General features: G+C 60.6%; 21 protein-coding genes and 1 tRNA gene. 15 read left to right on the top strand and 7 right to left on the bottom strand.

Translation table 11 applies throughout. The annotated features are described in order from the left end of the window. Positions 1-18 precede the first annotated feature (18 nt). From tsaE to JK213_RS06960, 6 genes are all read left to right on the top strand, one after another. Positions 19-468 (top strand): tRNA (adenosine(37)-N6)-threonylcarbamoyltransferase complex ATPase subunit type 1 TsaE, encoded by a 450-nt coding sequence (gene tsaE / locus JK213_RS06985; RefSeq protein ID WP_194262694.1) that lies wholly within the window; start codon positions 19-21, stop codon positions 466-468. Next, the gene (gene addB, locus JK213_RS06980) at positions 465-3,515 is read left to right on the top strand and encodes a double-strand break repair protein AddB (protein ID WP_194262695.1); all 3,051 of its coding nucleotides are present in this window, start codon (positions 465-467) and stop codon (positions 3,513-3,515) included. Before tsaE ends, addB begins: the two co-directional genes overlap by 4 nt. Beyond that, complete coding sequence (gene addA / locus JK213_RS06975; protein WP_194262696.1) at positions 3,512-7,081, top strand: double-strand break repair helicase AddA; 3,570 nt, start codon at positions 3,512-3,514, stop codon at positions 7,079-7,081. The genes addB and addA overlap by 4 nt, the downstream gene beginning before the upstream one ends. 91 nt (positions 7,082-7,172) lie before the next feature. Beyond that, entirely contained in the window at positions 7,173-7,499 is a 327-nt protein-coding gene (trxA, locus tag JK213_RS06970; protein WP_062029874.1) for a thioredoxin TrxA, read from the top strand. An 88-nt stretch (positions 7,500-7,587) separates the two neighbouring features. Further along, entirely contained in the window at positions 7,588-8,778 is a 1,191-nt protein-coding gene (gene rnd, locus JK213_RS06965) for a ribonuclease D (protein ID WP_194262697.1), read from the top strand. A gap of 135 nt (positions 8,779-8,913) precedes the next feature. Next, complete coding sequence (locus JK213_RS06960) at positions 8,914-9,606, top strand: GcrA family cell cycle regulator (RefSeq protein ID WP_194262698.1); 693 nt, start codon at positions 8,914-8,916, stop codon at positions 9,604-9,606. Positions 9,607-9,745: 139 nt separating this feature from the next. Here the strand turns inward: JK213_RS06960 and JK213_RS06955 are convergent, their stop codons facing one another. The 3 genes from JK213_RS06955 to dksA form a co-directional block, all read right to left on the bottom strand. Next, positions 9,746-11,026, bottom strand: coding sequence for a glycoside hydrolase family 68 protein (locus tag JK213_RS06955; protein WP_228125537.1), 1,281 nt, complete (start codon positions 11,024-11,026; stop codon positions 9,746-9,748). 309 nt (positions 11,027-11,335) lie between these two features. After that, positions 11,336-11,410 (bottom strand) — tRNA-Thr (locus JK213_RS06950). 52 nt (positions 11,411-11,462) lie between these two features. Then, positions 11,463-11,876 (bottom strand): RNA polymerase-binding protein DksA, encoded by a 414-nt coding sequence (dksA, locus tag JK213_RS06945; protein WP_099286346.1) that lies wholly within the window; start codon positions 11,874-11,876, stop codon positions 11,463-11,465. A gap of 276 nt (positions 11,877-12,152) precedes the next feature. On the opposite strand from dksA, the gene JK213_RS06940 reads away from it, so the two are divergent. From JK213_RS06940 to JK213_RS06930, 3 genes are all read left to right on the top strand, one after another. Continuing rightward, the gene (locus JK213_RS06940) at positions 12,153-13,253 is read left to right on the top strand and encodes a flagellar basal body P-ring protein FlgI (RefSeq protein WP_228125408.1); all 1,101 of its coding nucleotides are present in this window, start codon (positions 12,153-12,155) and stop codon (positions 13,251-13,253) included. Positions 13,254-13,357: 104 nt separating this feature from the next. Continuing rightward, positions 13,358-13,555 (top strand): rod-binding protein, encoded by a 198-nt coding sequence (locus JK213_RS06935; RefSeq protein WP_228125379.1) that lies wholly within the window; start codon positions 13,358-13,360, stop codon positions 13,553-13,555. Then, positions 13,552-13,986 carry a flagellar protein FlgN gene (locus JK213_RS06930; RefSeq protein WP_194261686.1) on the top strand — a complete coding sequence of 145 codons (435 nt, stop codon included), beginning with the start codon at positions 13,552-13,554 and terminating at the stop codon, positions 13,984-13,986. The genes JK213_RS06935 and JK213_RS06930 overlap by 4 nt, the downstream gene beginning before the upstream one ends. A 10-nt stretch (positions 13,987-13,996) precedes the next feature. Here JK213_RS06930 and JK213_RS06925 read toward each other — a convergent pair whose 3' ends face one another. Next, a complete protein-coding gene (locus JK213_RS06925; RefSeq protein WP_194261687.1) occupies positions 13,997-15,289 on the bottom strand; it encodes a hemolysin family protein in 1,293 nt (430 codons plus the stop codon). A 149-nt stretch (positions 15,290-15,438) separates the two neighbouring features. Then, positions 15,439-16,635: an adenosyl-hopene transferase HpnH gene (hpnH, locus tag JK213_RS06920; RefSeq protein WP_099286250.1), complete on the bottom strand. Its 1,197-nt coding sequence runs from the start codon at positions 16,633-16,635 to the stop codon at positions 15,439-15,441. Positions 16,636-16,908: 273 nt separating this feature from the next. Between hpnH and JK213_RS06915 the strand changes: the two genes are divergently transcribed. The 4 genes from JK213_RS06915 (at position 16,909) to hpnK (ending at position 21,230) form a co-directional block, all read left to right on the top strand. Continuing rightward, positions 16,909-17,628, top strand: coding sequence for an ABC transporter substrate-binding protein (locus JK213_RS06915; protein ID WP_228125380.1), 720 nt, complete (start codon positions 16,909-16,911; stop codon positions 17,626-17,628). Positions 17,629-17,686: 58 nt separating this feature from the next. Beyond that, on the top strand, positions 17,687-18,898 hold the full coding sequence (gene hpnI / locus JK213_RS06910) for a bacteriohopanetetrol glucosamine biosynthesis glycosyltransferase HpnI (protein ID WP_194261688.1): 1,212 nt from the start codon (positions 17,687-17,689) through the stop codon (positions 18,896-18,898). Beyond that, complete coding sequence (gene hpnJ, locus JK213_RS06905; protein ID WP_099286248.1) at positions 18,895-20,319, top strand: hopanoid biosynthesis associated radical SAM protein HpnJ; 1,425 nt, start codon at positions 18,895-18,897, stop codon at positions 20,317-20,319. The genes hpnI and hpnJ overlap by 4 nt, the downstream gene beginning before the upstream one ends. A gap of 74 nt (positions 20,320-20,393) precedes the next feature. Beyond that, positions 20,394-21,230: a hopanoid biosynthesis-associated protein HpnK gene (gene hpnK, locus JK213_RS06900; protein WP_194261689.1), complete on the top strand. Its 837-nt coding sequence runs from the start codon at positions 20,394-20,396 to the stop codon at positions 21,228-21,230. Between the two features lie 20 nt (positions 21,231-21,250). Here hpnK and JK213_RS06895 read toward each other — a convergent pair whose 3' ends face one another. Further along, positions 21,251-22,231 carry an adenosine kinase gene (locus tag JK213_RS06895; protein WP_194261690.1) on the bottom strand — a complete coding sequence of 327 codons (981 nt, stop codon included), beginning with the start codon at positions 22,229-22,231 and terminating at the stop codon, positions 21,251-21,253. 318 nt (positions 22,232-22,549) lie between these two features. Between JK213_RS06895 and JK213_RS06890 the strand changes: the two genes are divergently transcribed. Next, positions 22,550-23,251 (top strand): polymer-forming cytoskeletal protein, encoded by a 702-nt coding sequence (locus JK213_RS06890; RefSeq protein WP_228125381.1) that lies wholly within the window; start codon positions 22,550-22,552, stop codon positions 23,249-23,251. A gap of 123 nt (positions 23,252-23,374) precedes the next feature. Beyond that, the gene (locus JK213_RS06885; protein WP_194261691.1) at positions 23,375-23,869 is read left to right on the top strand and encodes a DUF3465 domain-containing protein; all 495 of its coding nucleotides are present in this window, start codon (positions 23,375-23,377) and stop codon (positions 23,867-23,869) included. A gap of 52 nt (positions 23,870-23,921) precedes the next feature. Here the strand turns inward: JK213_RS06885 and clpA are convergent, their stop codons facing one another. Next, the gene (gene clpA, locus JK213_RS06880) at positions 23,922-26,237 is read right to left on the bottom strand and encodes an ATP-dependent Clp protease ATP-binding subunit ClpA (protein WP_194261692.1); all 2,316 of its coding nucleotides are present in this window, start codon (positions 26,235-26,237) and stop codon (positions 23,922-23,924) included. Positions 26,238-26,303: the final 66 nt, after the last annotated feature.

Below are 26,303 nucleotides of genomic sequence, written 5' to 3'. Positions count from 1 at the left end.
CGGGTCCACATTGGCGGCATGCAGATACGCCTTGATGACCAGCTTGCGACCGAAACTCTGGCGGCCCTGATTGCCGACCGTTGTGCGCCCGGAGACTGCCTTGCGCTTTCGGGTGGTCTGGGGGCGGGGAAAAGTACATTCTCCCGGGCCTTCCTGCGCCATTTGGCCCGGGATCCGCAGATGGAAGTTCCCAGCCCCAGCTTTGCGCTTGTCCAGCCATACGAGACGCCGAAGGGCGCGGCCTACCATTATGATCTGTGGCGGCTGGACGGGCCGGATGCGTTGCATGAACTGGCATGGGACGAGGCATGCGAAGGCATCATGCTGGTCGAATGGCCAGAGCGGGCCGAAGACCTGCTGCCGGAAGGCGCGCTGCATCTCACATTCTCCCCCGGCAAGACCGAGGACTCGCGCCTTGTCGACCTGACGGGCTGGCCCGATGGTCGGCTGACAGGACTGAAGCCATGAGCGGCGTCGTTACCATTGCGGGCACGGAGCCGTTTCTGGATCGTGTGGCGCGGGAATGGCTGAATCGCGATCCGGCCGCCCAAACGGATGGTCCGGGCCTGATCCTCGTTCCCAGCCGCCGCGCGGGCCGTGCACTGATGGAAGCCTTCCTGCGGGTTCTGGACAAGCAGGCCGCACTTCTGCCGCGCATCGTCGCCATCAATGACGTGGACGAGGACGCGCTGGCCTCTATCGGGATCGACGTCATGTTGCCCCCGGCGGTGGAGCCGCAGAGGCGTCTGGCCGTGCTGTCGATGCTGATCCTTCAGACGCCGCTTGTGAGTGTTGGTGTGGACAGCACCAAGGGAATCGACCGGGCCTGGCCGCTTGCCAAGGCACTGGCGGACCTGATGGACGAGGCCGAACGCAGCGGTGTGGATCTGGCTGAGCGCCTGCCGGACGCGGTGGAGGAGCGCTTTTCCGATCACTGGCAGCAGACGTTGAAATTTCTGGAAATCGTCACTGCTATCTGGCCGAAATGGCTGGAGGAAGAGGGGCTGTGCAACCCGGTGGCGCGGCAGATTGCACGGCTGAAGGCGCAGGCCCGCGCCTGGGCGGAAAAGCCGCCGCTGACGCCCGTTTGGGGCGTGGGATTCGCAGATGGATCGGCGGCGGTATCGGACGTTCTGGCCGTGGTGGCCCGACTTCCTGCCGGGCTTGTGATTCTGCCGGGTGTGGATCTGGGTATGTCGGACGAGATCTGGGCTGCCCTGCCGCCTTCACACCCGCAGGCGGGTCTGAAGGAAATCCTGACGGATCTGGAGCTGTCCCGGGAAGAACTGGCGGACTGGGATGGCGGACGTGATCGCGGGCGTGAGCTGATGTTGCGCGAAGTGCTGCTGCCAGAGCAGGGCATTGCCCATTGGGGGCAGGACAGCCGCCTGCGCGGTATCGACAGACTGTCCATCCTTCCCGCGCAGGACCAGCAGCAGGAGGCGCAAGCCATTGCCCTGATCCTGCGCGATGTCGTGTCCGAAGCCGGAAAAACCTGCGCCCTCGTCACGCCGGACCGGGCGCTGGCACAGCGCGTGGGGACCGAGCTTCTGCGTTTCGGCATCCATGCCGATGACAGTGCGGGCGAGTCCCTGTCCCAGACCCCTGCTGCCGTGTTTCTGCGTCTGATCGCGAGCGCTGCCGAAGCGCAGCTTTCTCCCGTTGCGCTGCTGTCTGTTCTGAAACACCCGCTCGCCGCTCTGGGGCGCACGCCGGGCGACTGTCACGCTTCCGCCCGACGGCTGGAACGGCTCCTGCTGCGTGGACCCGCCCCTGCGCCGGGGATCGCGGGGCTCAAAGCCGCGCTGCGGGAATACACTGACAAGAAACATGCCCCCGATCACGGGGCCAGCGCTGACGCTCCGGACGAGCCGGAAGGCCCCGCCGCCTTCATCGCGCGGATCGAGCGGGCCTTTGATCCGCTTCTCTCTATCGAGGGCGCAATTCCCCTGCCGGAACTGCTCGAACGCCTGATCCATACGGCGGAGGCTCTGGCGGCCACGGCGGAAGAGCTGGATGCGCCGGAAGAGGAGCCGCGTCATCCCGGGGCGCGTTTGTGGTTGGGCGAAGATGGGGAGGCGCTGTCGCGGCATCTGGCGGCACTGATCGTCAATACCGGTATTCTCCCGCCGCAGCGCCTGACGCATCTGGATTCGTTTCTCAATACGTCCATGGCCGGGCAGATGCTGACGGGTCTGCGCGCGCATCGGGGCGGTGTGGAACTGTCGCATCCGCGTGTTTCGATCCTTGGTGTGCTGGAAGCGCGGCTTCTGGCGTTCGATGTCGTGGTGCTGGGCGGGCTGAACGAAGGCGTCTGGCCGCCTGCGACCGATCCGGGCCCTTGGCTGAGCCGTCCGATGCGTGTGCGGGTCGGGCTGCCCTCTCCAGAACGGCAGACGGGCGTGAGCGCGCATGATTTCGTTTCGACCATTCTGGCGTCGAAGGAGGCTGTGTTCGCCAGTTCGGCCCGGCGGGAGGGTGCGCCGGGCGTTCCGGCGCGCTGGATGGTGCGGATGGAGGCGTTTCTTGGCGGCCGGTCGCAGAGCCTGCCAGTGCATCCCGCGCTGGACTGGCAGCGCTGTCTGGATCAGCCGCTCGCGGGCGCCGAAGCCGTTGCGCCACCCGAGCCGCGTCCGCCCGTCGCCCTGCGTCCGCGCGGTCTGAGCATCACCGAGATCGAGACGTGGATGCAGGACCCATATGCGATCTACGCCAAGCATGTCCTGAAGCTCCGGGCGCTCAAGCCGCTGGAGGAAGGCGCGGAACACGCCGATTTCGGCATGATCGTGCATGAGGCGATGGAGCGCGTCCTGCGGGACTTCCCCGCGCGCTGGCCTGCCAATGCGAGCATTATTCTGCGCCGCGTCTTTGCCGAGGAACTGGTGAAGGCCAATATGCGTCCGGCCCTTGTGAACTGGTGGGGCCCGCGTTTGGCGCGGATTGCAGACTGGGTGGCGGAAAAGGAAGCCGCTTACCGGTCGGACATGGAAGAAAGCGGCCCTGCGCAGGGACGGTTCGTGGAAGTCACGGCGTCTTTCCGTCTTGAAGCCGCTTTCGCGCCGTTCGAGTTGCGGGGCCGTGCGGACCGGATTGATATCGGGGCTGATGGTCTGGCGACGGTCTTCGATTACAAAACCGGCCAGCCGCCCAGCGGCAAAAATGTCGCGGAAGGCTGGTCTGTCCAGCTTGTGCTGGAAGGAGCGCTTCTGGCGAAGGGGGCGTTCAGGGACGTTCCGGCTGTGGAGACGAAGAAACTGCTCTACTGGCACCTTACCGGCGGTGACGATCCAGGAAAGGAAAGCGAAGTGCCGGGCTCACGCTCTCATACGGATGCGCCGACCCTGATTGCCGGGGCGATGGAAAAGCTCCGGACCCTCGTGGACGAATACGACAATCCCGATCAGCCTTACCGCTCCCAGCCCTGGGCCGGGCACGTCCCGCGCTATACCGACTACGCGCAGCTTGCGCGCGTGGATGAATGGCGCGCGGCCTATGCGGAAGGAGAGGGCGAATGAACGACATGCCTCCCGTTTCCCGCCCTGTCACCCGTGACGAAGTCATCGCCGCTGCCGACCGCACGCAGCGTCAGGCGTCTGATCCGCGTGCTTCTGTGTTCGTCTCGGCTTCGGCGGGGTCGGGCAAGACCAAGCTGCTGATCGACCGTCTGCTGCGGCTCATGCTGCCGCTTTATGTGCAGACCGACGATGGGGGTACCGTTCTGGCCGATGGTGCGCATCCTTCGCGCATCCTGTGTCTGACCTACACCAAGGCCGCTGCCGCCGAGATGGCCAACCGGCTTCAGCAGAAGCTGGGACGCTGGGTCTCGCTGCCGGATGAGACGCTGGGGGCGGAGCTTGAAAGCCTCGACGTTCCCAATACGGACGAGACCCGGGCGCGGGCGCGGGCACTATTCCTGTGTGTTCTGGATCTTCCAGGGGGCCTGCGGATCGAGACGATCCATGCGTTCTGTCAGTCGCTATTGCGGCGGTTTCCGCTGGAGGCCTCGGTCGATCCGCATTTCACGCTGATGGAAGAGACCGACACGACGCTGGCCCTGCGCGAGGCGATGGAAGACGGTCTGGCCCGCGCACCGGAGCTTGCGGCCGATGTGGCCGGAACGGTGGGGCTGGACGATTTCTTCAGGCGCATCCGCACGCTGAACATGGAGGAAAGTCGCGCCCGGCCGCTGCTGGAGCGCTGGGCGACCCTGCCGGACAGTGTGGTCAGCGCCTATCGCAAGGCCCTGAAAGCCGGGCAGGAGGGCATTGAGGATCTTGAAAACCTCGCCTGTCGTCCACCGAAAGAGGAGGATCTTCGCGCTGGGCTGCGCGACGCGCTTGGGAGCGCGACGGTGTCCGGCCGTATTTTTATTGAACAGATGCTGGACTGGCTCGGGACGGAACCGGGTGAGCGTGTGCCAACAGGGTGGACGCAATGCCTGCTGACGAAAGATGGTGGCCCGCGCAAGGTGAACGGTATCGTCGGCAAGGCGGCGCAGGCCGCTGTCCCGTGGATTGCACCGCTTCTGGAAGAGGAGGCGCAGCGTCTCCTTGATCTTCAGACCCGCCTTAAAAGCCTGCGTCTGGTGCTCCTGAACCGTGCGCTGCTCGGTCTGACCGCGCCCATGCTGACGGCGTTTCAGGACGGAAAATCCGCCCGTGGTCTGGTGGATTACAACGATCTCATTCAGGAGACCCGCAACCTTCTGCGCGACCCGGGTGCGGCTTGGGTGCTCTACAAGCTTGATGGTGGCATCGACCATCTGTTGCTGGATGAAGTTCAGGACAATTCCGGCCTACAATGGGAAATCGCCGGCGCGCTGACGTCCGAGTTTTTTGCGGGGGAAGGGGCGTGGGAGGTAGGGCCGCGTCCGCGCACCATCTTTGCGGTCGGCGATTATAAGCAGTCGATTTACGGGTTTCAGGGCGCCCAGCCGGAGGAGTTCCATCGCTGGCGGACCGAGTTTGCGGACCGGGTTCGCAATGCCGGGCTGCTGTGGCGTGATCCGGAACTGAACGTGTCTTTCCGTTCGGTTCCACCTGTTCTGTCGTTCGTGGATGCGGTGTTTTCCCAGCCTCTGGCGGCGCATGGCCTGTTGCAGGAAGGCGAAAAGACGCTTCGCCCGCATGTCTCGGCGCGTCCGGGGCAGGGGGGGCGTGTGGAACTCTGGCCGCTCGTTCCCGTCGTTCAGGGCGAAGACGATGATGAGGGCCTGACGCCCTGGCGCGCGCCTTCCGCCAATACCGGACAGCGAAGCGCGCCCCAACGCCTCGCCGAAGCGCTTGCGGAATGGATTGACCGGCAGATCGGGCGTCCCCCGCAGCCGGGGCAGGCGCCTCTGACGGCTGGGGACGTGCTGATCCTCGTGCCCCGGCGCTCGCCGTTCCTGCGTTCGCTGATCCGGGCGCTGAAATCGCGCAATGTGCCGGTCGCAACGCTGGTCCGCGTCGGGCTGACGCAGCAGGTCGCGGTCCGCGATCTCATGACGCTCTGTGCGGCGCTTCTCCTGCCGCAGGATGACCTGACGCTCGCGTCCGTTCTCACATCCCCGCTCGGCGGCCTGACGGACGACTCGTTGATGGCGCTCGCGACCCGTAACGGCACAACCCATGCCCTCGGTCCGAAAGGCCAGCCGCTCTGGACCGTTTTGCGCGAACGGCATCGGGAACGGGAGGACTGGCGGGCGGCGTGGGAAATGCTGTCCACGCTTTATGCGCGCGTCGATTATGCCTCTCCTTATCGTCTGCTGGCGGAAACGCTGGGCCAGCATGGTGGCCGCACGCGGCTGCTGCGTCGTTTGGGGCCGGAAGCGGCCGAGCCGGTGGACGAACTGCTGACGGCAGCCCTGCGCTATGAGGGGCTGCATCCGCCGTCGCTTCAGGGTTTCCTTCACTGGCTCGAAGCCAGCGAGATTACCAGCAAGCGCGAGGCCGAGAGCGATCTGGGAGCCGTCCGGGTTATGACGGTTCATGGCTCCAAAGGGCTTCAGGCGCGTCTGGTCGTCATGCCGGATACGCTGTCCAAGCCGCCGCCCGGCAGCGATTTCCTTTGGGAAGAGGCAGGAGCGTTCGAACTTCCGCTCTGGGTTCCGAAAAAGGACATGGGCACGGACATCACGGCTGCTCTGTCCGAACGGGATGCCGAGAAAGCGCGGGCTGAAAGCAACCGCCTGCTTTACGTCGCTCTTACCCGTGCCAGTGATTGGCTGGTGATCTGTGGCGCGGCGGGTAAGCGCGAGCCCGTCGAGACAAGCTGGTACCGGCAGTGCGAGGCCGGGTTCCGCCAACTGGCCAATGCCCGCTCGGAATCTCTGGATCTTGGTTGGGACGGCGAACGGCTTGTGCTGGAAGAGGAGCGCACACTCACGCCGGTTGCTTTCCGGGCCGAAGATGCAGAACCGCCCTGTGCGACGCTGCCAGACTGGATGGGTCGCGCTCCGGACTGGAAGCCCTTCATTGCCCAGCGTGAAGATGCCATGACGCGTCCGCTCGCGCCCAGCCGTCCGGATGGGGCCGAGTTCGGCGAACTCCCCGCGGCCCGTTCCCCGCTGGAGCTTCTGGCCGGTCGCTCCACGCCGGTCCGCGAACAGGCCATGCGACGCGGCACCATGATTCACCGTCTGCTTCAGCTTCTGCCGGAAACCCTGGCGGCAGAGCGTGAAGCGGTGGCGCTGCGCTGGCTGTCCCGTCGGGCTCTTGGACTGACGGAGCCGGAAATCCATCGTCTGGCCCAGCAGGTCCTCGGCGTTCTCTCTCACCCGGAACTCGCTCCGCTCTTTGCGCCCGGAAGCCGTGCCGAGCAGCCGATTTCGGGCGTCAGTGATGGGCGTGTCGTGCTCGGGCAGGTTGATCGTCTGCGGATCGGGGACAAGCAGATCTGGATCTGCGATTACAAAACGAACCGTAATCCGCAGCTTCGCGCCGATCGCACGCCCGTCGTCTATCTGCGTCAGATGGCGGCTTATCGTGCCGTGCTGGCGCAACTTCATCCGGGCTACGACATTCACTGTTCGCTGGTCTGGACGGAAGGGCCAGCCGTTGTCACACTCCCGACCACTCTGCTGGATCAGGTGCGGTCTTGATTTTGATGCAGATCAAAAGCCCCCTTGCGGTGAGGGGCACGGCAGCCGATATCGTTTTGCAGAAACTTCATTCGTCATAAGGAACATACCCATGAGCGCAAACACCGTTGCCGTCAGCGACAGCAGCTTCGACGCAGACGTCCTGAAATCCGAAGGTCCGGTTCTGGTTGATTTCTGGGCGGAATGGTGCGGCCCGTGCAAGATGATCGCACCGGCGCTTGAAGAAATCGGCGCCGAGTATCAGGGCCGCCTGAAGGTTGCGAAGGTCAACATCGACTCCAATCCCGAAGCCCCGACCAAGTATGGTGTCCGTAGCATCCCGACGTTGATCGTCTTCAAGGATGGCAAGCCGGTCGCGCAGCAGATGGGCGCTCTGCCCAAGAGCCAGCTCAAGGCATGGATCGACCAGTCTCTCTGATCGTTTTCCCCTGAGAAGCCCGGAAAACGGGTGAGGGAAGGACGTGAGGGGCGTGGTCACGATCCTGCGCTTTGTGTAGGATCGTGTCATGCGCTCGAAAGCTCCGACCTTCCCGACCCCCGTTCTCCTGACCTCCAGTGAGGAAGTGGCCCGTATCTGCGAAAAACTGCAGCACGAGCCTTTCGTCACCATCGATACGGAGTTCGTCCGGGAAAAAACCTACTGGCCGGAGCTCTGCCTCGTTCAGTTGGCGGGAACCGAAGACGTTGTCCTGATCGACACGCTCGCTCCCGGCATTGATCTTGCGCCGCTCGGTGATCTTCTGGCCAAGCCGGACTGCATCAAGGTTTTCCACGCCGCGCGGCAGGACCTTGAGATTTTCCTTCATATTTTCGACCGTCTTCCAGCTTCGGTTTTCGACACGCAGGTTGCCGCCATGGTGGCCGGCTTTGGCGATCAGGTCGGGTATGACAGTCTGGTGGGCGCGATTACAGGGCGTAGCATCGACAAGGCGCATCGTTTCAGCGACTGGTCGGCCCGTCCGCTCAGCAATGCACAGATTGCCTATGCCGCCGCCGACGTGACCCATCTGCGCACGGTCTATGAGGCCCTGCGCAAACAGCTTGCTGAGCAGGGCCGTCTGCACTGGGCCGACTCCGAACAGGCCGTCCTGACCGAAGAAAAGACGTTCCGCCCTGATCCCCGCCGTCTGTGGGAAAAGCTGAAAGCCCGCACGAGCAACCGCCGGATGCTGGCCATTCTGCGCGAAGTGGCCGCTTGGCGTGAGCAGGAAGCGCAGAACGCCGATATTCCTCGTCAGCGCGTCATTCGCGATGAAAGCCTGCTGGAAATCGCAGCCGTTCATCCGGATACGGTTGAAGCGCTTTCCCGTATCCGTGGCGTGACCCGTGGGTTTGCCGAGGGCAAGATGGGCAAAGGGTTGCTTGAGGCCATCTGCACCGCTCAGGAATGCCCGGAATCCGAACTTCCGAAAGCGCCGTCGAAATCCGAACGGGCGCGCCCTTCCGCCGCCCTTGTCGCGCTTCTGCGGGTCCTGCTGGCTGCCAAATGCGAGGAGCATAAGGTGGCCCCCCGTCTGGTCGCCTCTTCGGAGGATCTGGATCTGATTGCTCTTGGAGAGACCGATGTTGGCGCCCTGCGCGGCTGGCGTCGCGAACTCTTCGGACTGGATGCCCAGGCGCTGGTGCGCGGCGAGATTGCGCTGGCCGTCGTGAACGGTCTTGTGGAGCTTCAGCGCGTGGCGGAAACGGTCGCATAAGAACCGCCTTCGACGCGGCGGGGAGTTTCTGGTAAGAAGCCTCCCGAAGATGTTTCGGGTCCGATGGGCCGGGACTGTAAATCAACAGCATATCGGGCCACGTCAGGCACCGAAGCGGGACAGGGAAACGAACATATGGAGTGGACGGACGAGACGATCGCCAGACTTCGCGATCTGTGGAGTCAGGGACTTTCGACCGCCGAAATCGGCCGCCAGCTCTCCATCACCAAGAATGCCGTTGTCGGCAAGGCCCATCGTCTGGGCCTGCCTCCCCGCCCGTCTCCCATCCGTAATCGCAAGGCCGCGGATGGTGAAGCAGGAACGACCGAAGCCGCCCCCCGTCGCAAAAGCCCCTCCAAGGCAAAGGTCGTAGAGGCTGCCGGATCGGACCTGTTCACCGATGGTAAGGAGGCTGCTCCGGCAAAGGCTGCCTCAGGCGTTGTGGAAAAAACTGCCGAAACGCCTGCCCGTAAGGCCCCTTCGGCTCCGGAAGCCCCCAAGGCTCCTGTCCAGCCTGTCGCGGCGGCCCGTGTCGTCTCTCCGGTTCAGAAAGAGGCTGTTGCTGCTGCGCCTCACAGGGAGGCTCCCATCACGCCCCCCAAACCAGAGCCCCGTGTCGCTCCCGCGCCCCGTCCAGCCGTGCCGCCGCGCTTTTCGACAGCTGGCATCGACCGTCCTACGCGACGCGGTCCTTCGTGCTGCTGGCCGATTGGCGATCCCGGGACACCAGGCTTTCATTTCTGCGGGGCGACACCGCTTCCCGGAAAACCATACTGCGCCGAGCATGCCGCGATCGCCTACGTTAAAATCCGCGATCGCCGCGACTGAGTACAGTCCCGATAATGATGAAAAAAAGCCGCATCTTCTTCGGGAGGGCGGCTTTTTTCATACGGGCGACTCGAAGTATTCCTGATCAACAAAAAAGGCGGGGAGCCGCCGACGATGCTCCCCGTCCTGTTTGAATGCCTCAACCCGCCGCAGTAGCCGGCCAAGCACGTTGTGCAAAAATTTCCCCGTAATTATGAATTTCGGTGAGGTAGGAGCGGTCGTCGTCCAGAACGAGCTTAACGGTCGGTGCCAGTGTGGCGCCAATCCGGACGGCGTTCGGATCGGTAGCCGTCGGGGTAGGAACGTGGTCGATGAAGGACTGCACATACCCCTGAGCATCCACGAAATGTGAATACGTCGAATATGGCTGGCTCGAAGGGTTACCCAGCACAAGCCCGGACGCATTCATCGGCCTGAACGGACCCGCAAGTCCATTATCGGACACGAAGCCATAAACACCATCCGGCCCCTGAAGATTGCCTGAATAGGTGGAGTGATGGCTGATCGTGAACAGATACAGCTTGCCGTTCTGAAACACGACATGCGGACGCTCTGTCTGATCATTCACGCCCAGTGCCGACACGATTGGTCCCAGTTGCGTCCAGCGGGCGCGTGAGAAGTCGCCTGCTTCGTAGGCGCCGTCGTCCAGAATGGCCAGCCCGATGGATGCTGCGCCGTAACCTGCGCCCGGATCCACGGTATAGTTGGGCGGAATGGGGCCGGTTTCATTGGCGCCGATCACAAACTGGCCGCGTATGCCGGCAACATTCGTCTCGTAAACGCAATAGACTCGCCCGTCGTCCGGATTGAGGAAAGGGCAGGGGTCGCGGAAATCAAAATACGGGTCTTCCGCTTCGTTGGCCTCATGAACGCCGTCCGCATCGAACATATCGACCGTCGTATCAAAACCGGTGAACCAGACTTTCTGGTCATCAGTGTGGATCTGGCCGGTACTGACGGCAATAACACTTTCAAAGTCGTTATTCACTGGGCCGCATGATGTATAGAACATGTCGACCGTGTTCTCGCTGCCTTCACGCATGACGAGATTGCCGGACCACTCCCAAGGGCGAAGATCTGCAGATTTCTGAAGAAGTCGGCCGCCCCAGATCCAGTCAGACCCATTTCCGGTCTTTGAATACCAGAAACCGATATAGGCAGTATTGTTTCGATTGGCCCATTCGGCTGCAATATTTGCGTTGGTCAGATCGATTTTGTCTGCTGCCAGAGACCAGATGACATGCCATCCATTTACGGTGACAGAATTCATGTTGATGTCACGAAGTGCACCCGTATCCCAGATCATGACGCTTTCCGACATTGTGGGAAAGTCAGCCGCGATAACAGGCATGGTCGTCGTAGGATCATCGGCATGAACCTTCAGGGCATCGGCAATGGTCCAGCGGGAAGTCTGGTGCATAAGATCTCCAGGCATAAAAAAACCGCCTCGGAAGGCGGCTTTGCAATATGTGTTCATTCTTGTCCCCGTCTTGGGGAAGTCTGTTCATAGGGAGAGAGAATTGCGCGCACCTAGAAGAAAATTCTGTCAATCGGGACAACGAAAAATATCGGGGATTTTCGCCGGATTGATTTTTGATTTTAGGAGAGTTCAATGCAGGACCATGCAAGGTCAGACTTCATGACTTCTAATATCTGAAAAAACGATATTTTACATCACGCTTAATACGATTTGCGTCGTATTATGGATTTTTTGGAAAATAAGGAAAAATGGTGCTGCTGGACAGGATTGAACTGTCGACCTCTCCCTTACCAAGGGAGTGCTCTACCACTGAGCTACAGCAGCATACCGTTGCCTTGGCGCGCTTCGTAACGGGTCAGCGCGCCAAGCGCAAGCCTTAATCGTCGCGGTGGACTTTTTCCATCCGCTCATGACGCTCCTGTGCGTCGATGGACATTGTGGCGATCGGGCGGGCTTCGAGCCGTTTCAGGCCGATCGGTTCTCCGGTCTCTTCGCAAAAGCCGTAGCTTCCATCCTCGATACGTTCGAGCGCCATATTGATCTTGGTGATCAGTTTGCGTGCCCGGTCACGGGTCCGAAGTTCGAACGCCCGATCCGTCTCGACGCTGGCGCGGTCGGTAATGTCGGATTCATGGATTCCACCTTCCGAGAGACTCGCAAGTGTTCCATCGGCTTCTTTCAGAAGATCGACACGCCAGCGCAGAAGTTTCTGCCTGAAGTACTCGACCTGAAGCGGGTTCATGAACTCTTCGTTGTCGGAAGGCCTATAATCCGGCGGCAGCGTAATCATGCGCATCCAATCCCTGGCTGATCCGCCGACGTCCGCTTCTAACAGCCGCAGGCGATAACGCGCGGCTTATAACTACCGAAGGCGCATCCGCCAACCCCGAAGATGCTTTGCCTGTCTCTCGGAAAGCGCGGAAATCTGCGTCTCCGTTAGGGGTTTCTTTACCCTGTAAGGCCATCCTCAACACCTGAGACCCCCAGACCTGTCTAGCAGGCATCAGGATACCCCCTGTCACCCATGCGTTTTATTTTGCGATCTCCGTCATCTTTCCGCCTCCTGATGCAGCGGCTTACCGCGTTCGTCTGTGTTGGATTGCTTCTCCTGCCAGGTTTCGCTCTGGCAGCCAGTGTCCGCATCAAGGACATCACAGATATGGAAGGTGTGCGAAGCAACCAGTTGATCGGTTACGGTCTTGTCGTGGGACTGAATGGTACCGGCGACCGACTCACCAATACGATTTTTACGCGCGAAACGCTGATTTCGATGCTGAATCGGCTAGGCGTCAATATCCGCGACCAGGAAACCCAGCTTCAGACACATGACGTTGCCGCAGTCATGGTGACAGCAGATCTCCCGGCTTTTGCGCATGGTGGAAACCGAATTGACGTAACGGTGTCTGCTGCGGGCGATGCATCTTCTCTTACAGGAGGCACGCTGCTGGTTACGCCCTTGATGGCGGCTGATGGTGAGGTTTATGCCGTGGCTCAGGGATCGTTAGCGACAAACGCTTTTTCAGCGCGCGGTGCGGCTGCATCCATCACCCGTAATGTGCCAACGAGCGGACATATTGCGAATGGTGGTATTGTCGAACGGGAGGTTCCTTTCGACCTCAGCCATCGTGCCAACCTGCATCTGAGCCTGCGGAATCCTGATTTCACGACGGCGAGTCGGATCGCGGCGATCATCAACCGGACCTTCGGGCCGATTGCGAATGTTCAGGATCCGCGGACGGTCCTGCTGGATCTGAGCAGCCATGATCCTGTGCCTACACTTTCGCGAATCGGCGATCTTCTGGTGACGCCTGATACGCCTGCCAAGGTGGTGGTCGATGAGGCCAGCGGAACTATCATCATGGGTGCGGATGTCCGGATCAGCACGGTTGCCGTGGCACAGGGAAATCTGACCGTACAAGTGACCGAAACTCCTCAGGTCTCTCAACCCGGCCCCTTTTCCAATGGCCAGACAGCCATTGTGCCGCGCACGAACGTCAAGGTGGATACGGGCAAGAACCAACATCTGGCGGTTGTGCCAGGCGGGACAACGCTCAGAGAGCTTGTTGCAGGGCTGAATGCGTTGGGTGTGGGGCCAAGAGACATGATCAGCATTCTGCAGGCCATCAAGGCAGATGGTGCCCTGCAGGCAGAACTGGAGATGCGTTGATGACCATATCCTCGACCAGCAGCACAATATCATCGGGATTTCCGTTACACGGGCAGAAGGCAGATCCGGCTAAAACCCTGAAGTCTGCCCAGGATTTCGAATCCATGGCTATCAACCAGATGCTTCAGCCCATGTTTGCTACGGAAGACGACAGTGACAACATGTTCAGCGGCGGAGCCGGAGAAAAGCAGTTCCGGCCCATGCTGGTAGAGCAGATTGCCAAACAGATGGAAAACAATGGTGGTATCGGCATGACGGATGCGATTGATCGCCAGATGCTGGCCATGCAGGAGCAGAAATGAGCGCGTCCATTATTCCCGCCATGCAGCGGCTGATCGCCATTCTGGAAGCAGAAAATTCTGCCTTGGAAGAAGCGCGCATCCCGGATGCGTTGGCGCTCCTGCCCGACAAGCAGAATGCCGCCAGAACGCTCGAGCAAGAAGTCGCGGTAGCCAATGATCGAAAAAAGGATCTTTGTCCCTGCTGTCCGGATGATGAAGACAGTGAAGAGCGACTGGAGTCGTCGGCGTTGCCTTATCGAGATTTACTGGAACAGATGACAGAACTGGGCAATCGCAATGGTGAACTTCTGCAAAGGGCAATTACGGCACAGAAGCGTGTGATTGAACTTTTGACCTCAACTCCGGCGACAACTTTGCCCCAGAACTACGGCAATCAGGGAGCTTATGCGCCGGTCAGTGAAAGGCAGGCCTTTTTCACAAGCAGGGCCTGAAACCGTCTGGTCAGTCCTCAGCAAGAATCTGTCGGCTGACCTTGACCTTTCCGACGCGCCGGCGGTCCATTTCCAGAACCTCGAACAGCCATCCGCCAAACGCGACCTTGTCTCCACGTGCAGGAACACGCCTGAGAAGCGCCAGCATGACACCGCCAAGGGTATGGTACCCTCCGGCGCCGGGAAGTTCCGGCAGGTTAAGCCGCGAGCGTAGTTCATCCGCAGGCATAAAACCTTCAAAAATATAATCGTCTTCGCCTTCGGCGGCCTGCAGTTCAGACGAAGAGGACTCCGTTTTTTCTTCGCCAACGATTGCCTCCAGAACGTCCGACGGTGTCACGATGCCTTCGAACGAACCGTATTCGTCCAGAACGAACGTAATTCCGAGATTGACCCCGCGCATACGTTCGATCATGTCCTGGGCGCTAAGGCTATCCGGAATAACGGGAGGCTCACGCAGGACCGCATCAACGGAAACCGGAAGTTTCAGCAGCAGTCGGTCCATGATGTCCTTGGCAAGAATGACGCCGACCGGATGATCGACATCGCCTTCACAGACCACGATCCGGGCATATGAAGTCTGGCGCAGTTTGCGGACCAGTGTTTCCTGATCCGCATGTCTGTCGATCCAGAACAGTTCATTGCGCGGCGTCATGATGGCTCTCACCGGTCGGTCTGCCAGACGCAGAAGGCGCTCGATCATGGCTTGTTCGTCGGTTTCGAGTACGCCCGCACGTGCACCTTCGGCCAGAACGGCCTTCAGTTCCTCTTCCGTCACGGCAGCGCGCGTCAGAGGTCCGATCCGGAGTGCCCGGAGAACCAGCGAGGATGTGCCGCTCAGCAGCCAGACAATCGGCTGTGCTATCCGCGCGACGCCGACCAGAAGCCAGGCCAGACGTGAAGCAATGGCTTCCGGTTGTTGCAGGGCAATCTGTTTGGGAATCAGTTCACCGAAAACCAGCATGGCGAAGGTGATGATTGCGACAACGAGAACCATCGAGATTTCGCTGGCAATCGGGCGCAGTGAGGGAATATCTGCAATCCATGGTGTGACGGTACTTTCCATCTGGCTGCCGCCAAACGTACCTTCAAGAATGGACACCAACGTCATGCCAACCTGAACGGTCGGCAGGAAGCTGTGCGGATCTTCCGCCAGACGGATTGCAGTTGTTGCTCCCCGGACTCCCTGCTTGGCCAGAACCTCAAGCCGTGGCCGTTTCGCCGAAATGAGAGCCATTTCTCCCATGGCAAATACAGCATTGAGGAAAATGAGCAGGCAGATAACAAGAATAGGGGTCAGCATGGTCCGGCCGGAATAATGGATGGCCGATCATAACAGGACGAGTGGCGGATACCATGCCCTTCATAAGGCAGCATGAGATGCGCTGCTTTGGGCACAAAAAAACCGGCTCGCAGGGAGCCGGTTTTTTGAGGACGAAAGAAGATCCGTTTTCAGTCTGCTGCGTCGGCAGCTTCTGAAACTGTATTGGCAGCCGGGCGGCCGTTGACGCGGACACGCGGGCCACGGGCGGGTTTGGCGCCTGTGGAGATGCGTTCCATCTGCTGCTGGACCTGCGCTTCATAGCCGTATTCGGCAGGGCGCTGGTTGGCGAGCGAGATTTCCGGAACCATCGGCTTTTCGGTCTCGGGGCCGAACAGGGCGACCTTCGCGATGTGCCAGGGGCGTGCGACAGCGTCCATGACGGCTGTGGATTCGTAACCGGAATGCACCATGCAGTCGGCGCATTTCTCATATGCGCCTGTGCCGTACTGCTCCCAGGCCGTATCTTCCATCAGCTCCTTGAAGGTCTTGGCATAACCTTCGCCGAGCAGATAGCACGGACGCTGCCAACCAAAGACCGTACGCAGCGGCTTGCCCCAAGGCGTGCAGTGATAGTTTTCATTGCCTGCCAGGAAGTTCAGGAACAGCGGGGACTGCGTGAAGCGCCATTTCTTGCCTTTTCCAAGGCGGAATACGTCGCGGAAAAGCTGCTTTGTCTTCTGGCGGTTCAGGAAGTGTTCCTGATCCGGTGCGCGCTCATAGGCATAGCCCGGAGCTGTCATGATGCCGTCAACGCCCAAGGCCATGACTTCATCGAAGAAGGCTGCGAGACGTTCGGGCACCACCCCGTCAAAAACGGTGCAGTTGATCGACACGCGGAAGCCACGGGATTTTGCAAGGCGGATGGCCGCTACGGCACGGTCATACACGCCGTCCTGACACACCGAGGCGTCATGCATCACCTGATCGCCGTCAAGATGCACGTCCCAGGAGAAGAACGGGGAGGGCTCGTAATCGTCGAGCTTCTTTTCAAGCAGCAGCCCGTTCGTGCACAGGTAGACGTATTTTTTGCGCCCGATCAAACCTTTAACGATCTGGGGCATTTCCTTGTGCAGGAGGGGTTCACCACCGGCGATTGCAATGACAGGAGCACCGGCTTCCGTGTCGGCATCCAGACATTCCTGAAGGCTGAGACGCTGGTTCAGGATCTGCGCCGGATAGTCGATCTTGCCGCAACCGGCGCAGGCCAGATTGCAACGGAACAGCGGTTCGAGCATCAGGACCAGCGGATATCGCTTGCGGCCCGTGAGGTGCTGCTTGACAACGTACCGTCCGACTCGGACAGCCTGCATCAAAGGAACGGCCATTATAATCCTCTGGTTCTAGCCTCCGGAAGGTGCGTCCATCAGGGCGCCCGGGGCCTTGCACATCGTGGATGGCCCGTGGCCTCCTTTTCTGCCCCGGTTTTGAAAACCGGGAAACGTGAAGGACCATCGGGCGTTAGATTGACTGCCTATAGACCCATTGTCGTGTTCGCCTCAATGTCAGACGGCATATTTCGTACCGCCCCTGTGGCTAATCGAGCACAGATGGCTTTATGGATGCCAGAACCTGATACAGGGAACTTGATACATTGTGTCATGAACCTGATCTCTATGCCCGGAATTGTCTACCAGGACGAAAGTACGACCATGATTTGCCGTTTTTCCCCGAAAGTGACTCTGTCTTTTCTGTCTGCCTGCCTTCTGACAGGGTCTGTTGCGTTGACGTCGCTCTCTCCGGCAGCGCTGGCCGATGCGGCAGATGTGGTTACGTCGGCGGATTCCGCTGCTGCCGTGGCGCCTGTCACAGCTCTCTATGACGCGCTGAAGGTTGCCCAGAAAACCGGAAAAACTGCCCAGCAGCGCGCAACGATGATTGCTCCTGCCGTGGATCATGCGTTTGATCTTGAAGCGATTCTTCGTCGCTCAGTCGGTGTACGTTATAACAGTCTAAGCCCTTCGGATCGCACGCGCCTTCTGGGATCGTTCCGTCAGTTCACGATCGCGCACTATGCCGCATCGTTTAAGCCTCAGGCGCAGGCCGCATTTACCGTCTCTCCACAGACGCGCCCAAACCCGACCGGAGGTGTGATTGTCGATACTACGATCGGCGGGACAGATGGCGCAGAAGCCGTGCCCATCGACTACATCATGACGAATGGAGCGTCGGGCTGGCGGATTACGGACGTTCTTCTGAACGCGCATATCAGTCAGGTCGCCGCGCAGCGTTCCGATTTCGGGGGTGCCCTGAGCCAGGGCGGTGCCAATGGTCTGGCCGATCATCTGGACGACAAGACAGCCCATTTCCTGCATGACTGAGCCCGGTTTCGCGATGGCAGTCTTTCCCAAAAGCGTTTGGGAAGGCTAGAACACCGTCGTGCCCTTACCTCTTACCATTGCAGCCAGCGTCTGTGCCCTTGTTTCTGCCGCTGGAAACCTACAGGCGCTGACGGGCGCCCTCCTGCTCGCCCGGTTCCGTCGCACGGAGCGCCGCGCCGATGACGCGCTGCGCCTGTTCGAGCGGACATGGCCCGCCGTCACGGTGATGAAGCCTCTGCACGGTAACGAGCCGCTGCTCGAGGATGCGCTGGAAAGCGTCTTCACACAGGACTATTCCGACTTTCAGATCGTCTTTGGTGTACAGGACGCGCAGGACACGGCTCTGGCCGTTATTGAACGCCTTCGGTTACGCTATCCGCAGGTTCCGGTCAGTGTAGTGATTGATCCGCGCGAATATGGTCCGAACCGCAAGGTCGGGAATCTGATGAACATGTACGGGGAGGCCCGCCATGACATTATCGTGATCTCCGACTCGGATATTCACGCCAGTCCCAATTATCTACGTCATGTTGTGACGAGTCTGGAAGAGCAGGGAACCGGTCTGGTGACGACCCTGTATTCTGGCCGCCCTGCTGCCGGGACGCTCGTACAGCAACTCGGTGCGTGTCAGATCAATCATAATTTCCTGCCCGGCGTCATGATGTCCCGTTTTCTGGGGCGTCAGGACTGTCTGGGCGCGACCATGGCCCTGCGGCGTCAGACCCTTGAAGAGATCGGTGGTCTTGAGGCGCTGGTTGATCATGTGGCGGATGATGCCGAGTTGGGTCAACTCATCCGGGGTCGGGGCGACAATATCGCCATCGCCCCGACCCTGACCCACACGACTGTGGGCGAACATTCGCTCGGCGAGCTGCTGGCGCATGAGCTGCGCTGGGGGCGGACCGTCAAAAATGTCGCGCCGGTCGGCTATGGTCTGTCATCCATTCAGCTTCCCCTATTCTGGGCTGTGACGGCCGTGCTGTTCCGTCCGAATGCCTGGTGGACATGGCTCCTGCTGCTTCTGACATGGCTGCTCCGTGCCATCGGAAGCCGCATCATGGACCGTGCCACGGACTGTCCGCTCCCCAGCGTCATCCCGCTTCTGGTCATCCGTGACTGGCTGTCTGCTGCCATCATGGTGGGCAGTGCGCGCGGATCGCGCGTTGCATGGCGGGGCAGAACGGTCCATATCGCCCGAAGAAAACGTAATTCCGTGTCCTGCGCCTCCTCGCTCCAGGCCGGCGCCACCCAAAGGAGTGTCCGATCATGATGAGAACCCTTTTTCTCCAGCCTCCTTCCTTCGACGGCTTTGACGGTGGCGCGGGCTCCCGCTACCAGGCAAAGCGCGAAATCAAGTCCTTCTGGTTTCCGACATGGCTGGCCCAGCCGGCCGCCCTCGTTCCCGGATCACGCCTGATTGACGCGCCGCCCGCCAAGATGGGCATGGACCCCATCCTCGAAGACGTAAAGAACCGCGACCTTGTCGTCATCCATACGTCCACGCCGTCCTTCGCTTCTGACGTCCGCGTGGCGCAGATGATTAAGGATGCCAATCCGAAGATCATGATCGGCATGGTCGGTGCGAAGGTGGCCGTCCAGCCGACCGAGAGCATGGAGAAGGGCAGCCCGATCGACTTCGTGGCCCGTAACGAGTTCGATTTCACAATCAAGGAAATCGCCGAAGGCAAACCGCTCGCGGAAGTGGACGGTATCACCTGGCGCAACGAGAAGGGTGAGATCATCGCGAACAAGGATCGCGCGATGATCGAGGACATGGACAGCCTGCCGTTCGTGACCGAGGTCTATAAGCGTGACCTCAATATTAACGACTACTTCATCGGCTATCTGAAGCACCCCTACATCTCGATCTATACGGGCCGTGGCTGCAAGTCGCGCTGCACGTTCTGCCTGTGGCCGCAGACGGTGGGCGGCCATCGTTACCGGACCCGCAGCCCCGAGCATGTGGCTGCCGAAGTGCGTTTGGCCAAGCAGTACTTCCCCGAAGTGCAGGAATTCATGTTCGATGATGACACCTTCACGGACGATCTGCCGCGCGCCGAAGCCATTGCCCGCGAAATGGGTAAGCTCGGTGTCACATGGTCCTGCAACGCCAAGGCGAATGTTCCTTACGACACCCTAAAGGTTCTCAAGGAAAACGGCCTGCGTCTGCTGCTCGTCGGGTATGAGAGCGGCAACCAGCAGATCCTTCACAACATCAAGAAGGGCATGCTGGTCGAGACGGCCAAGGAATTCACGCGCAACTGCCACAAGCTGGGCATCAAGATCCACGGCACCTTCATCGTCGGCCTGCCGGGCGAGACGAAGGAGACCATTCAGGAGACGATCCAGTTCGCCAAAGAGATCAACCCGCATACCCTGCAGGTTTCCCTGGCCGCGCCGTATCCCGGCACGTTCCTGCACAAGCAGGCGACGGAAAATGGCTGGCTGAACGAGGCGGAAGCCGAACTGATTGATGAGAGTGGCGTGCAGATTGCACCGCTGCATTATCCGCATCTGTCGCATACAGAAATCTTCGAGAGCGTCGAGGAGTTTTACCGTAAGTTCTACTTCCGTGGCTCCAAGATCGCTTCCATCGTCAACGAGATGATCCGCAGCCCGCAGATGATGAAGCGTCGTCTGCGCGAAGGTGTGGAGTTCTTCCAGTTCCTCAAGGACCGTCACGCCGCCTGAGCGGCGCGCGCCTGACGTATTATTTTTCAGGGGTCATGGCGCATGTCATGACCCCTTTTTTTGTGAGATCTGCCATGACATCCAGTTCCCTGCGTCGCGCCATCGTCTCTGCCGATGATTTTGGCATGAGCCTCGAAGTCAACGAGGCTATCGAACAGGCTCATCGCAACGGCATCCTGTCCACGGCCAGTCTGATGGTTGCCGGAGATGCCGCCGAGGATGCCATCCGGCGAGCGAAGACGATGCCGGATCTGAAAGTCGGGCTGCATGTGGTGGCGATCGAGGGCAAGTCGGTGCTCGATCTGCCTGCCATTACGGACGAACAGGGATGGTTCGGGCGGAACCAGCTTCGTCTGGGTGTGGAGTATTTTTTCAGCCCGCAGGCCCGAAGCGCTCTGTGTCGGGAAATCGAATCTCAGTTCCGGGCTTTCACGGCAAGCGGACTGACGCTCGATCATGCCAATGCCCACAAACACATGCATCTACATCCGACCGTGGGGCGCTTTCTGATCGAGTCCGGTCTGGAGCATGGGGTACGGGCTGTCCGCTCGCCATTTGAGCCGCCAGAGCCTGTCGAAGCCAACGACACGCTGGGAGACCGCGCCCTGCGGCACTGGATCGGCGTGCTGCGTCACCAGATCCGCAAGGCGGGGCTGAAAACCAACGACTGGTGTTTCGGGCTGCGCTGGTCCGGCCATATGACACCGGACCATATCCGCGGACTCATTCCGCGTTTGCCGGGCGGCACGAGTGAAATCTATTTTCACCCCGCCACGGCTCAGGACGCCATGATGCAGCGTTTCATGCCGGGTTATGAGCAGGAAGGCGAACTGGCCGCGCTTCTGGACCCGGCTGTGCGGGAGTCCTTTGACCGGTATAGGGTCGCCCGCATTGGCTGGGCCGATCTTTAAGACCGGCCCAGTGGTACGTCTCAGGCCGTCAGCGTGAACGTTTCGGTCGGGCGGGCACCGTAACGGGTGATGATCTCACCGGCCGCCTGATTGCCCAGCTTCGCGCAGGTGATGAGGTCGTGCTTTTTGCTCAACCCGGCGAGGAAGCCTGCTGCGAACGCATCGCCAGCGCCCGTGGTGTCCACGACCTTCACTTCGGTCGTCGGAACGTCATGGCGCTCGCCTTCACCGATCACGACCGCACCTTTTTCGCTGCGCGTGATGACGGCCAGCTTGGTTTCAGCGGCAACCTGCGTGACGGCTTCTTCGAAATCCGTAACTTCGTACAGGGCCAGAAGTTCGGCCTCGTTGGCGAACAGGATGTCCACATGACCCGCCACAAGCTCGTGGAAGGCAGCGCGATGGCGTTCCACGCAGAACGTGTCGGACAGCGTCAGGGCGACCTGACGGCCAGCCTTGCGGGCCAGACGGGCTGCATGTTCGAACGCTTCCTGGGCCTGCGGCTTGTCGTACAGATAGCCTTCCAGATAGGTGATGGCCGCATCAGCCACGACGGATTCATGCACGTCTTCGGGGGTAAACTCCGTGCAGGCGCCGAGATAGGTGAACATGGTGCGCTGGCCTTCGGGCGTTACCAGAACGATGCAGCGTGCGGTCGGTACACCGTCAGCGGCCGGAAGCGGCTCGGACGGGAAGGTGATGCCCTGTTCGCGGATGTCGCGCGTGAAATGGTCGCCAGCTTCATCAGCCGTGACCTTGCCGAGATAGGCCACTTTTGCCCCCATACGGGCCGCCACGACGGCCGTGTTGGCGCCAGAGCCGCCGCCTGTCACGTTTTCGATATCCACACGGCTTTCGATGGCATGTGCCGTGGCAGCGTCGATCAGGGTCATGCTCCCGGCAGCAGCGCCAAGCCCGTCGATCAGGTCCTGGCCCACAGGGGCGAGAACGTCGACGATGGCATTGCCGATACACAGAAGGTCATGCTGGGGTGCAGACATTGGAACTCCGGTCAGGTCGCTGAAAACTTCAGAAAAAAACATTTAACGGGCAGGCTGCGCCATTAAATCAACACGATCATAGGTGCCCTCTGGGTTCACGCCAACTCCCGGTTAACCCGACGCCGTTTTCATCCGTGAGATTTCGTCACATTTATGGAAATGCGCGTCTTGTCCCGCCGGGTCGTGAGCGTGTAGCCTTGTCGAAAGATCGGCTCCCGAATGTTCTGTCTGCGAGCGTCCAGTTCTCGCAATGGATTTTCTGGGAGACGTCCGAGACAGAATTAGAGTGTTCTTTTCCAGATCCGCAGCGGGGTTTCCTTGTTCAGAAGACGCAAACCGGAAGATGACTCCAAGCCTGTCGAGAACGGCAAACTTGCAGGTCAGCCCATTTTCCCCAACCGGCCGGACGCTCCCAGCCAGACGGCTCCCGCGTCAGGATCCGGATCGCCCTCCAGTCCCCAACCTGCCCAGCAGCCCAACCAGCAGAAGGACCCCGCGCCCATGGGTCGTACCCCTTTCCCGGCACCACCGTCTTCCAATTCTCCGACGGGCGTAACGCCGGCAGGGGCACCGCGCCCCGGTGTGGCCGCCGTTCCGGGCGCACCGCGCCAGACCGGTCCGGAGCGTCGTACGCTTGTTGTCGGCCGTGGCATCAGCGTTCAGGGCTCCGTGCAGGACGCTGAGCGCCTCGTTGTTGAAGGCACGGTCGAGTCCAGCATGATTCATGCTGCCGAACTTCAGGTCACGCATGGCGGCGTGTTCCGGGGTGGCGTTGAGGTTGAAGACGCGGAACTGGCTGGCACGATCGACGGCACCCTGACCGTCAATGGAAGCCTCACGATCCGCGCGACCGGTCGCCTTATTGGCAAAGTCAAGTGCCGCCGCCTTCAGGTTGAAGATGGTGGTCAGATCACGGGCCAGCTCGAAATGATCACGGATGGCGCACCGGCACGTCCGGCCGTTAGCGACGCCGCCAAGGCTGAGCCTGCCGCCGGTGAAGGCGCCAGCGAAGCCCCCTGATCCGTTATTGCGGACCAGCAGAAAGGCCCGTTCCCTTTTCGGGGCGGGCTTTTTTGTGTCCGGTCCGGACCTTCCGGCGGCAGAGCAACAGACAGGGCCGCCCCGACAGGAGAAAACCCCTTCATGACATCCCGTCTGCTCTCTACGTTTGCTGTGGCACTGCTATGCGCGCCATTAGCCGCATCCGCTCAGGGCTTTTTCGGTCAGAATACTGCACCCCACAGCACGCATGACATGCCAGCACAGTGTGACAATGCGCGTTTCTTCGTCGATCAGCAGGGATTGGAACAGAGCGGCCCGACCGGCATCGACCTGCCCGAGCATCTGTGTGGACAGGTGCTGGCTGTCTCGCCCAGAGCAAAACGGACTCGCAGCGGCTGGCACGGCTATTTCTATCTGTCGGTCGGGCAGGGGGTCTCCATCCGGATCGTGTCCGATCTGGACCAGATGAATGCACCGCAATGGCCCTGGGTCAGCAAGGGCGATCAGGTCGAGGTGCAGGGTCGCTACTATTACGACAGCCTGCGTCGTCAGGGTGTGGACTGGACGCATCATGGCACAGGCCGCAAATGGCCATGGCCGGGCTATGTCGTGGTGAACGGTACCCGCTACCAGTAACAAAAAGGCCCGTGAGACAGTGTGTCACGGGCCTTTTCTGAGGTGCAAGGCTTCAGCTTGTCGCTTCGTCTTTCTTCGAAGCGCCGTCCTCGCCCTTGGCGTTATCCCCGCCTTCGAGAATATCGAAGTCGAGCGCACCGTTCTTCATGCCAATCCGAACGGCACCCCCCTGAGCCAGCCGTCCGAAGAGCAATTCTTCGGCCAGAGGCTTTTTGATGTATTCCTGAATGACGCGTCCTAGAGGGCGCGCGCCATACAGCCGGTCATATCCACGCTCCGCAAGCCATTCCTTGGCGCTCGAGGAAATCTCGATCGTCACATGGCGGTCGGCAAGCTGGGCTTCGAGCTGAAGCACGAACTTTTCGACCACACGGCCCACGGTCTCAGGCGTGAGGTTGGCGAAGGGAATGATCGCGTCCAGACGATTGCGGAATTCCGGGGTGAACAGGCGTTTGACCGCCTCTTCGTCCTCGCCACTCCGCGCCGTCCGTCCAAACCCGATCGCTTCCTTGGACAGGTCCGCTGCGCCCGCATTGGTGGTCATGATCAGGATCACGTTGCGGAAATCAACGACCTTGCCGTTGTGATCCGTCAGGCGACCATGATCCATGACCTGAAGCAGGACATTGAACAGGTCCGGATGGGCCTTCTCGATTTCGTCCAGCAGCAGGACCGCATGCGGATGCTGGTCGATCGCATCGGTTAGCAGACCGCCCTGATCAAACCCGACATAGCCCGGAGGCGCGCCGATCAGACGCGAGATCGAATGACGCTCCATGTATTCGGACATGTCGAAGCGGATCAGCTCAATCCCGAGCGAGTTGGAAAGCTGCTTGGCGACTTCCGTCTTGCCCACGCCAGTGGGGCCGGAGAACAGATAGTTGCCGATCGGCTTTTCCGCATCGCGCAGCCCGGCGCGAGACAGCTTGATCGCCGCAGCCAGCGCGTCGATCGCCTTATCCTGCCCGAAGACCATGTTCCGCAGATCCCGCTCCAGATGGCGCAAGGTTTCACGGTCATCGGCCGAAACGCTCTTGGGCGGGATGCGGGCGATCTTGGCGATAGCCTCTTCCACGTCCTTCAGCGTCACGGTCTTGCGGCGCTTGTTCTCGGGCACCAACATCCGCGCCGCGCCGACTTCGTCGATCACGTCGATCGCCTTGTCTGGCAGTTTGCGGTCATGGACATACTTGGCCGCCAGTTCGACGGCGCCGCGCAGGGCTTCGTCGGTGTAGCGAACCTTGTGGTGCTTCTCGTAGCTGCCCTTCAGACCGCGTAAGATCTTGATCGCATCCTCGATTGAGGGCTCCGGCACGTCGATTTTCTGGAACCGGCGTACGAGCGCTCGATCCTTTTCGAAATGCTGACGGAACTCCTTGTAGGTTGTGGAGCCGATGCAGCGCAGCGTCCCCGCAGCCAGAGCCGGCTTGAGCAGGTTGGAGGCGTCCATTGCCCCGCCCGAGGTCGCTCCCGCGCCGATGACGGTATGGATTTCGTCGATGAACAGAATGGCGCCAGGGGTCTGGTCCATTTCCGTCACGACGGCCTTCAACCGCTCTTCGAAATCGCCGCGATAGCGCGTGCCGGCCAGAAGCGAGCCCATATCCAGCGAGTAGATCGTGCTGTTCAGCAGAACGTCTGGCACTTCGCCTTCCACGATCCGCTTTGCCAGACCTTCGGCAATCGCCGTCTTGCCGACGCCGGGATCGCCTACATAAAGCGGGTTGTTCTTCGTGCGGCGGCACAGGATCTGGATGGTGCGTTCGATCTCCTGATCGCGACCGATCAGCGGATCGATCCGCCCTTCACGCGCACGTTCGTTCAGATCGACGCAATAGGTTGCGAGCGCGCCTTCCTTGGGCGTTTCCTTGCGCTCCTCGCGCTCGGATGTGTCCTTGGAGGCCGCAGCCGCGCGCCGTCCTGCACCCCGATCCGGAGCCTTGGCGATACCGTGCGAGATGAAATTGACTGCATCGAGTCGTGTCATGTCCTGCAGCTGCAGGAAATAGACGGCGTGACTTTCACGTTCGGCAAACAGAGCCACAAGCACGTTTGCGCCCGTAACCTCGTCGCGCCCCGTGCTCTGCACATGGATGGCCGCGCGCTGGATCACGCGCTGGAAAGCAGCGGTCGGTTTGGGTTCCGTCGGACGTTCCGCCGCTAGTCCGGCCAGATCCTTGTCCAGGAAATCCGTCAGATCGGAGCGCAGCTTGTCGAGATCGATGCCGCAGGCCCGGAAGACCGTCAGAGCATCGTCGTCTTCTGTCAGCGCGAGCAGAAGATGTTCGAGGGTTGCATATTCGTGACGCCGGTCACCTGCGAATGTCAGGGCGCGGTGGAGTGTCTGTTCGAGCGTACGGGACAGCATGTGATGGCGCTCCTCTCGACCTCTCGTGGGAAAGGTATCTTGTCGCGGAGTAACGTGTAACGCCAG

The organism is Gluconobacter sp. Dm-44 (genome assembly GCF_018256175.1).
Classification (GTDB): Bacteria; Pseudomonadota; Alphaproteobacteria; order Acetobacterales; family Acetobacteraceae; genus Gluconobacter; species Gluconobacter cadivus.
Note: the sequence above shows the minus strand (reverse complement) of the source record. Positions and strands in the feature narration are given on the sequence as shown.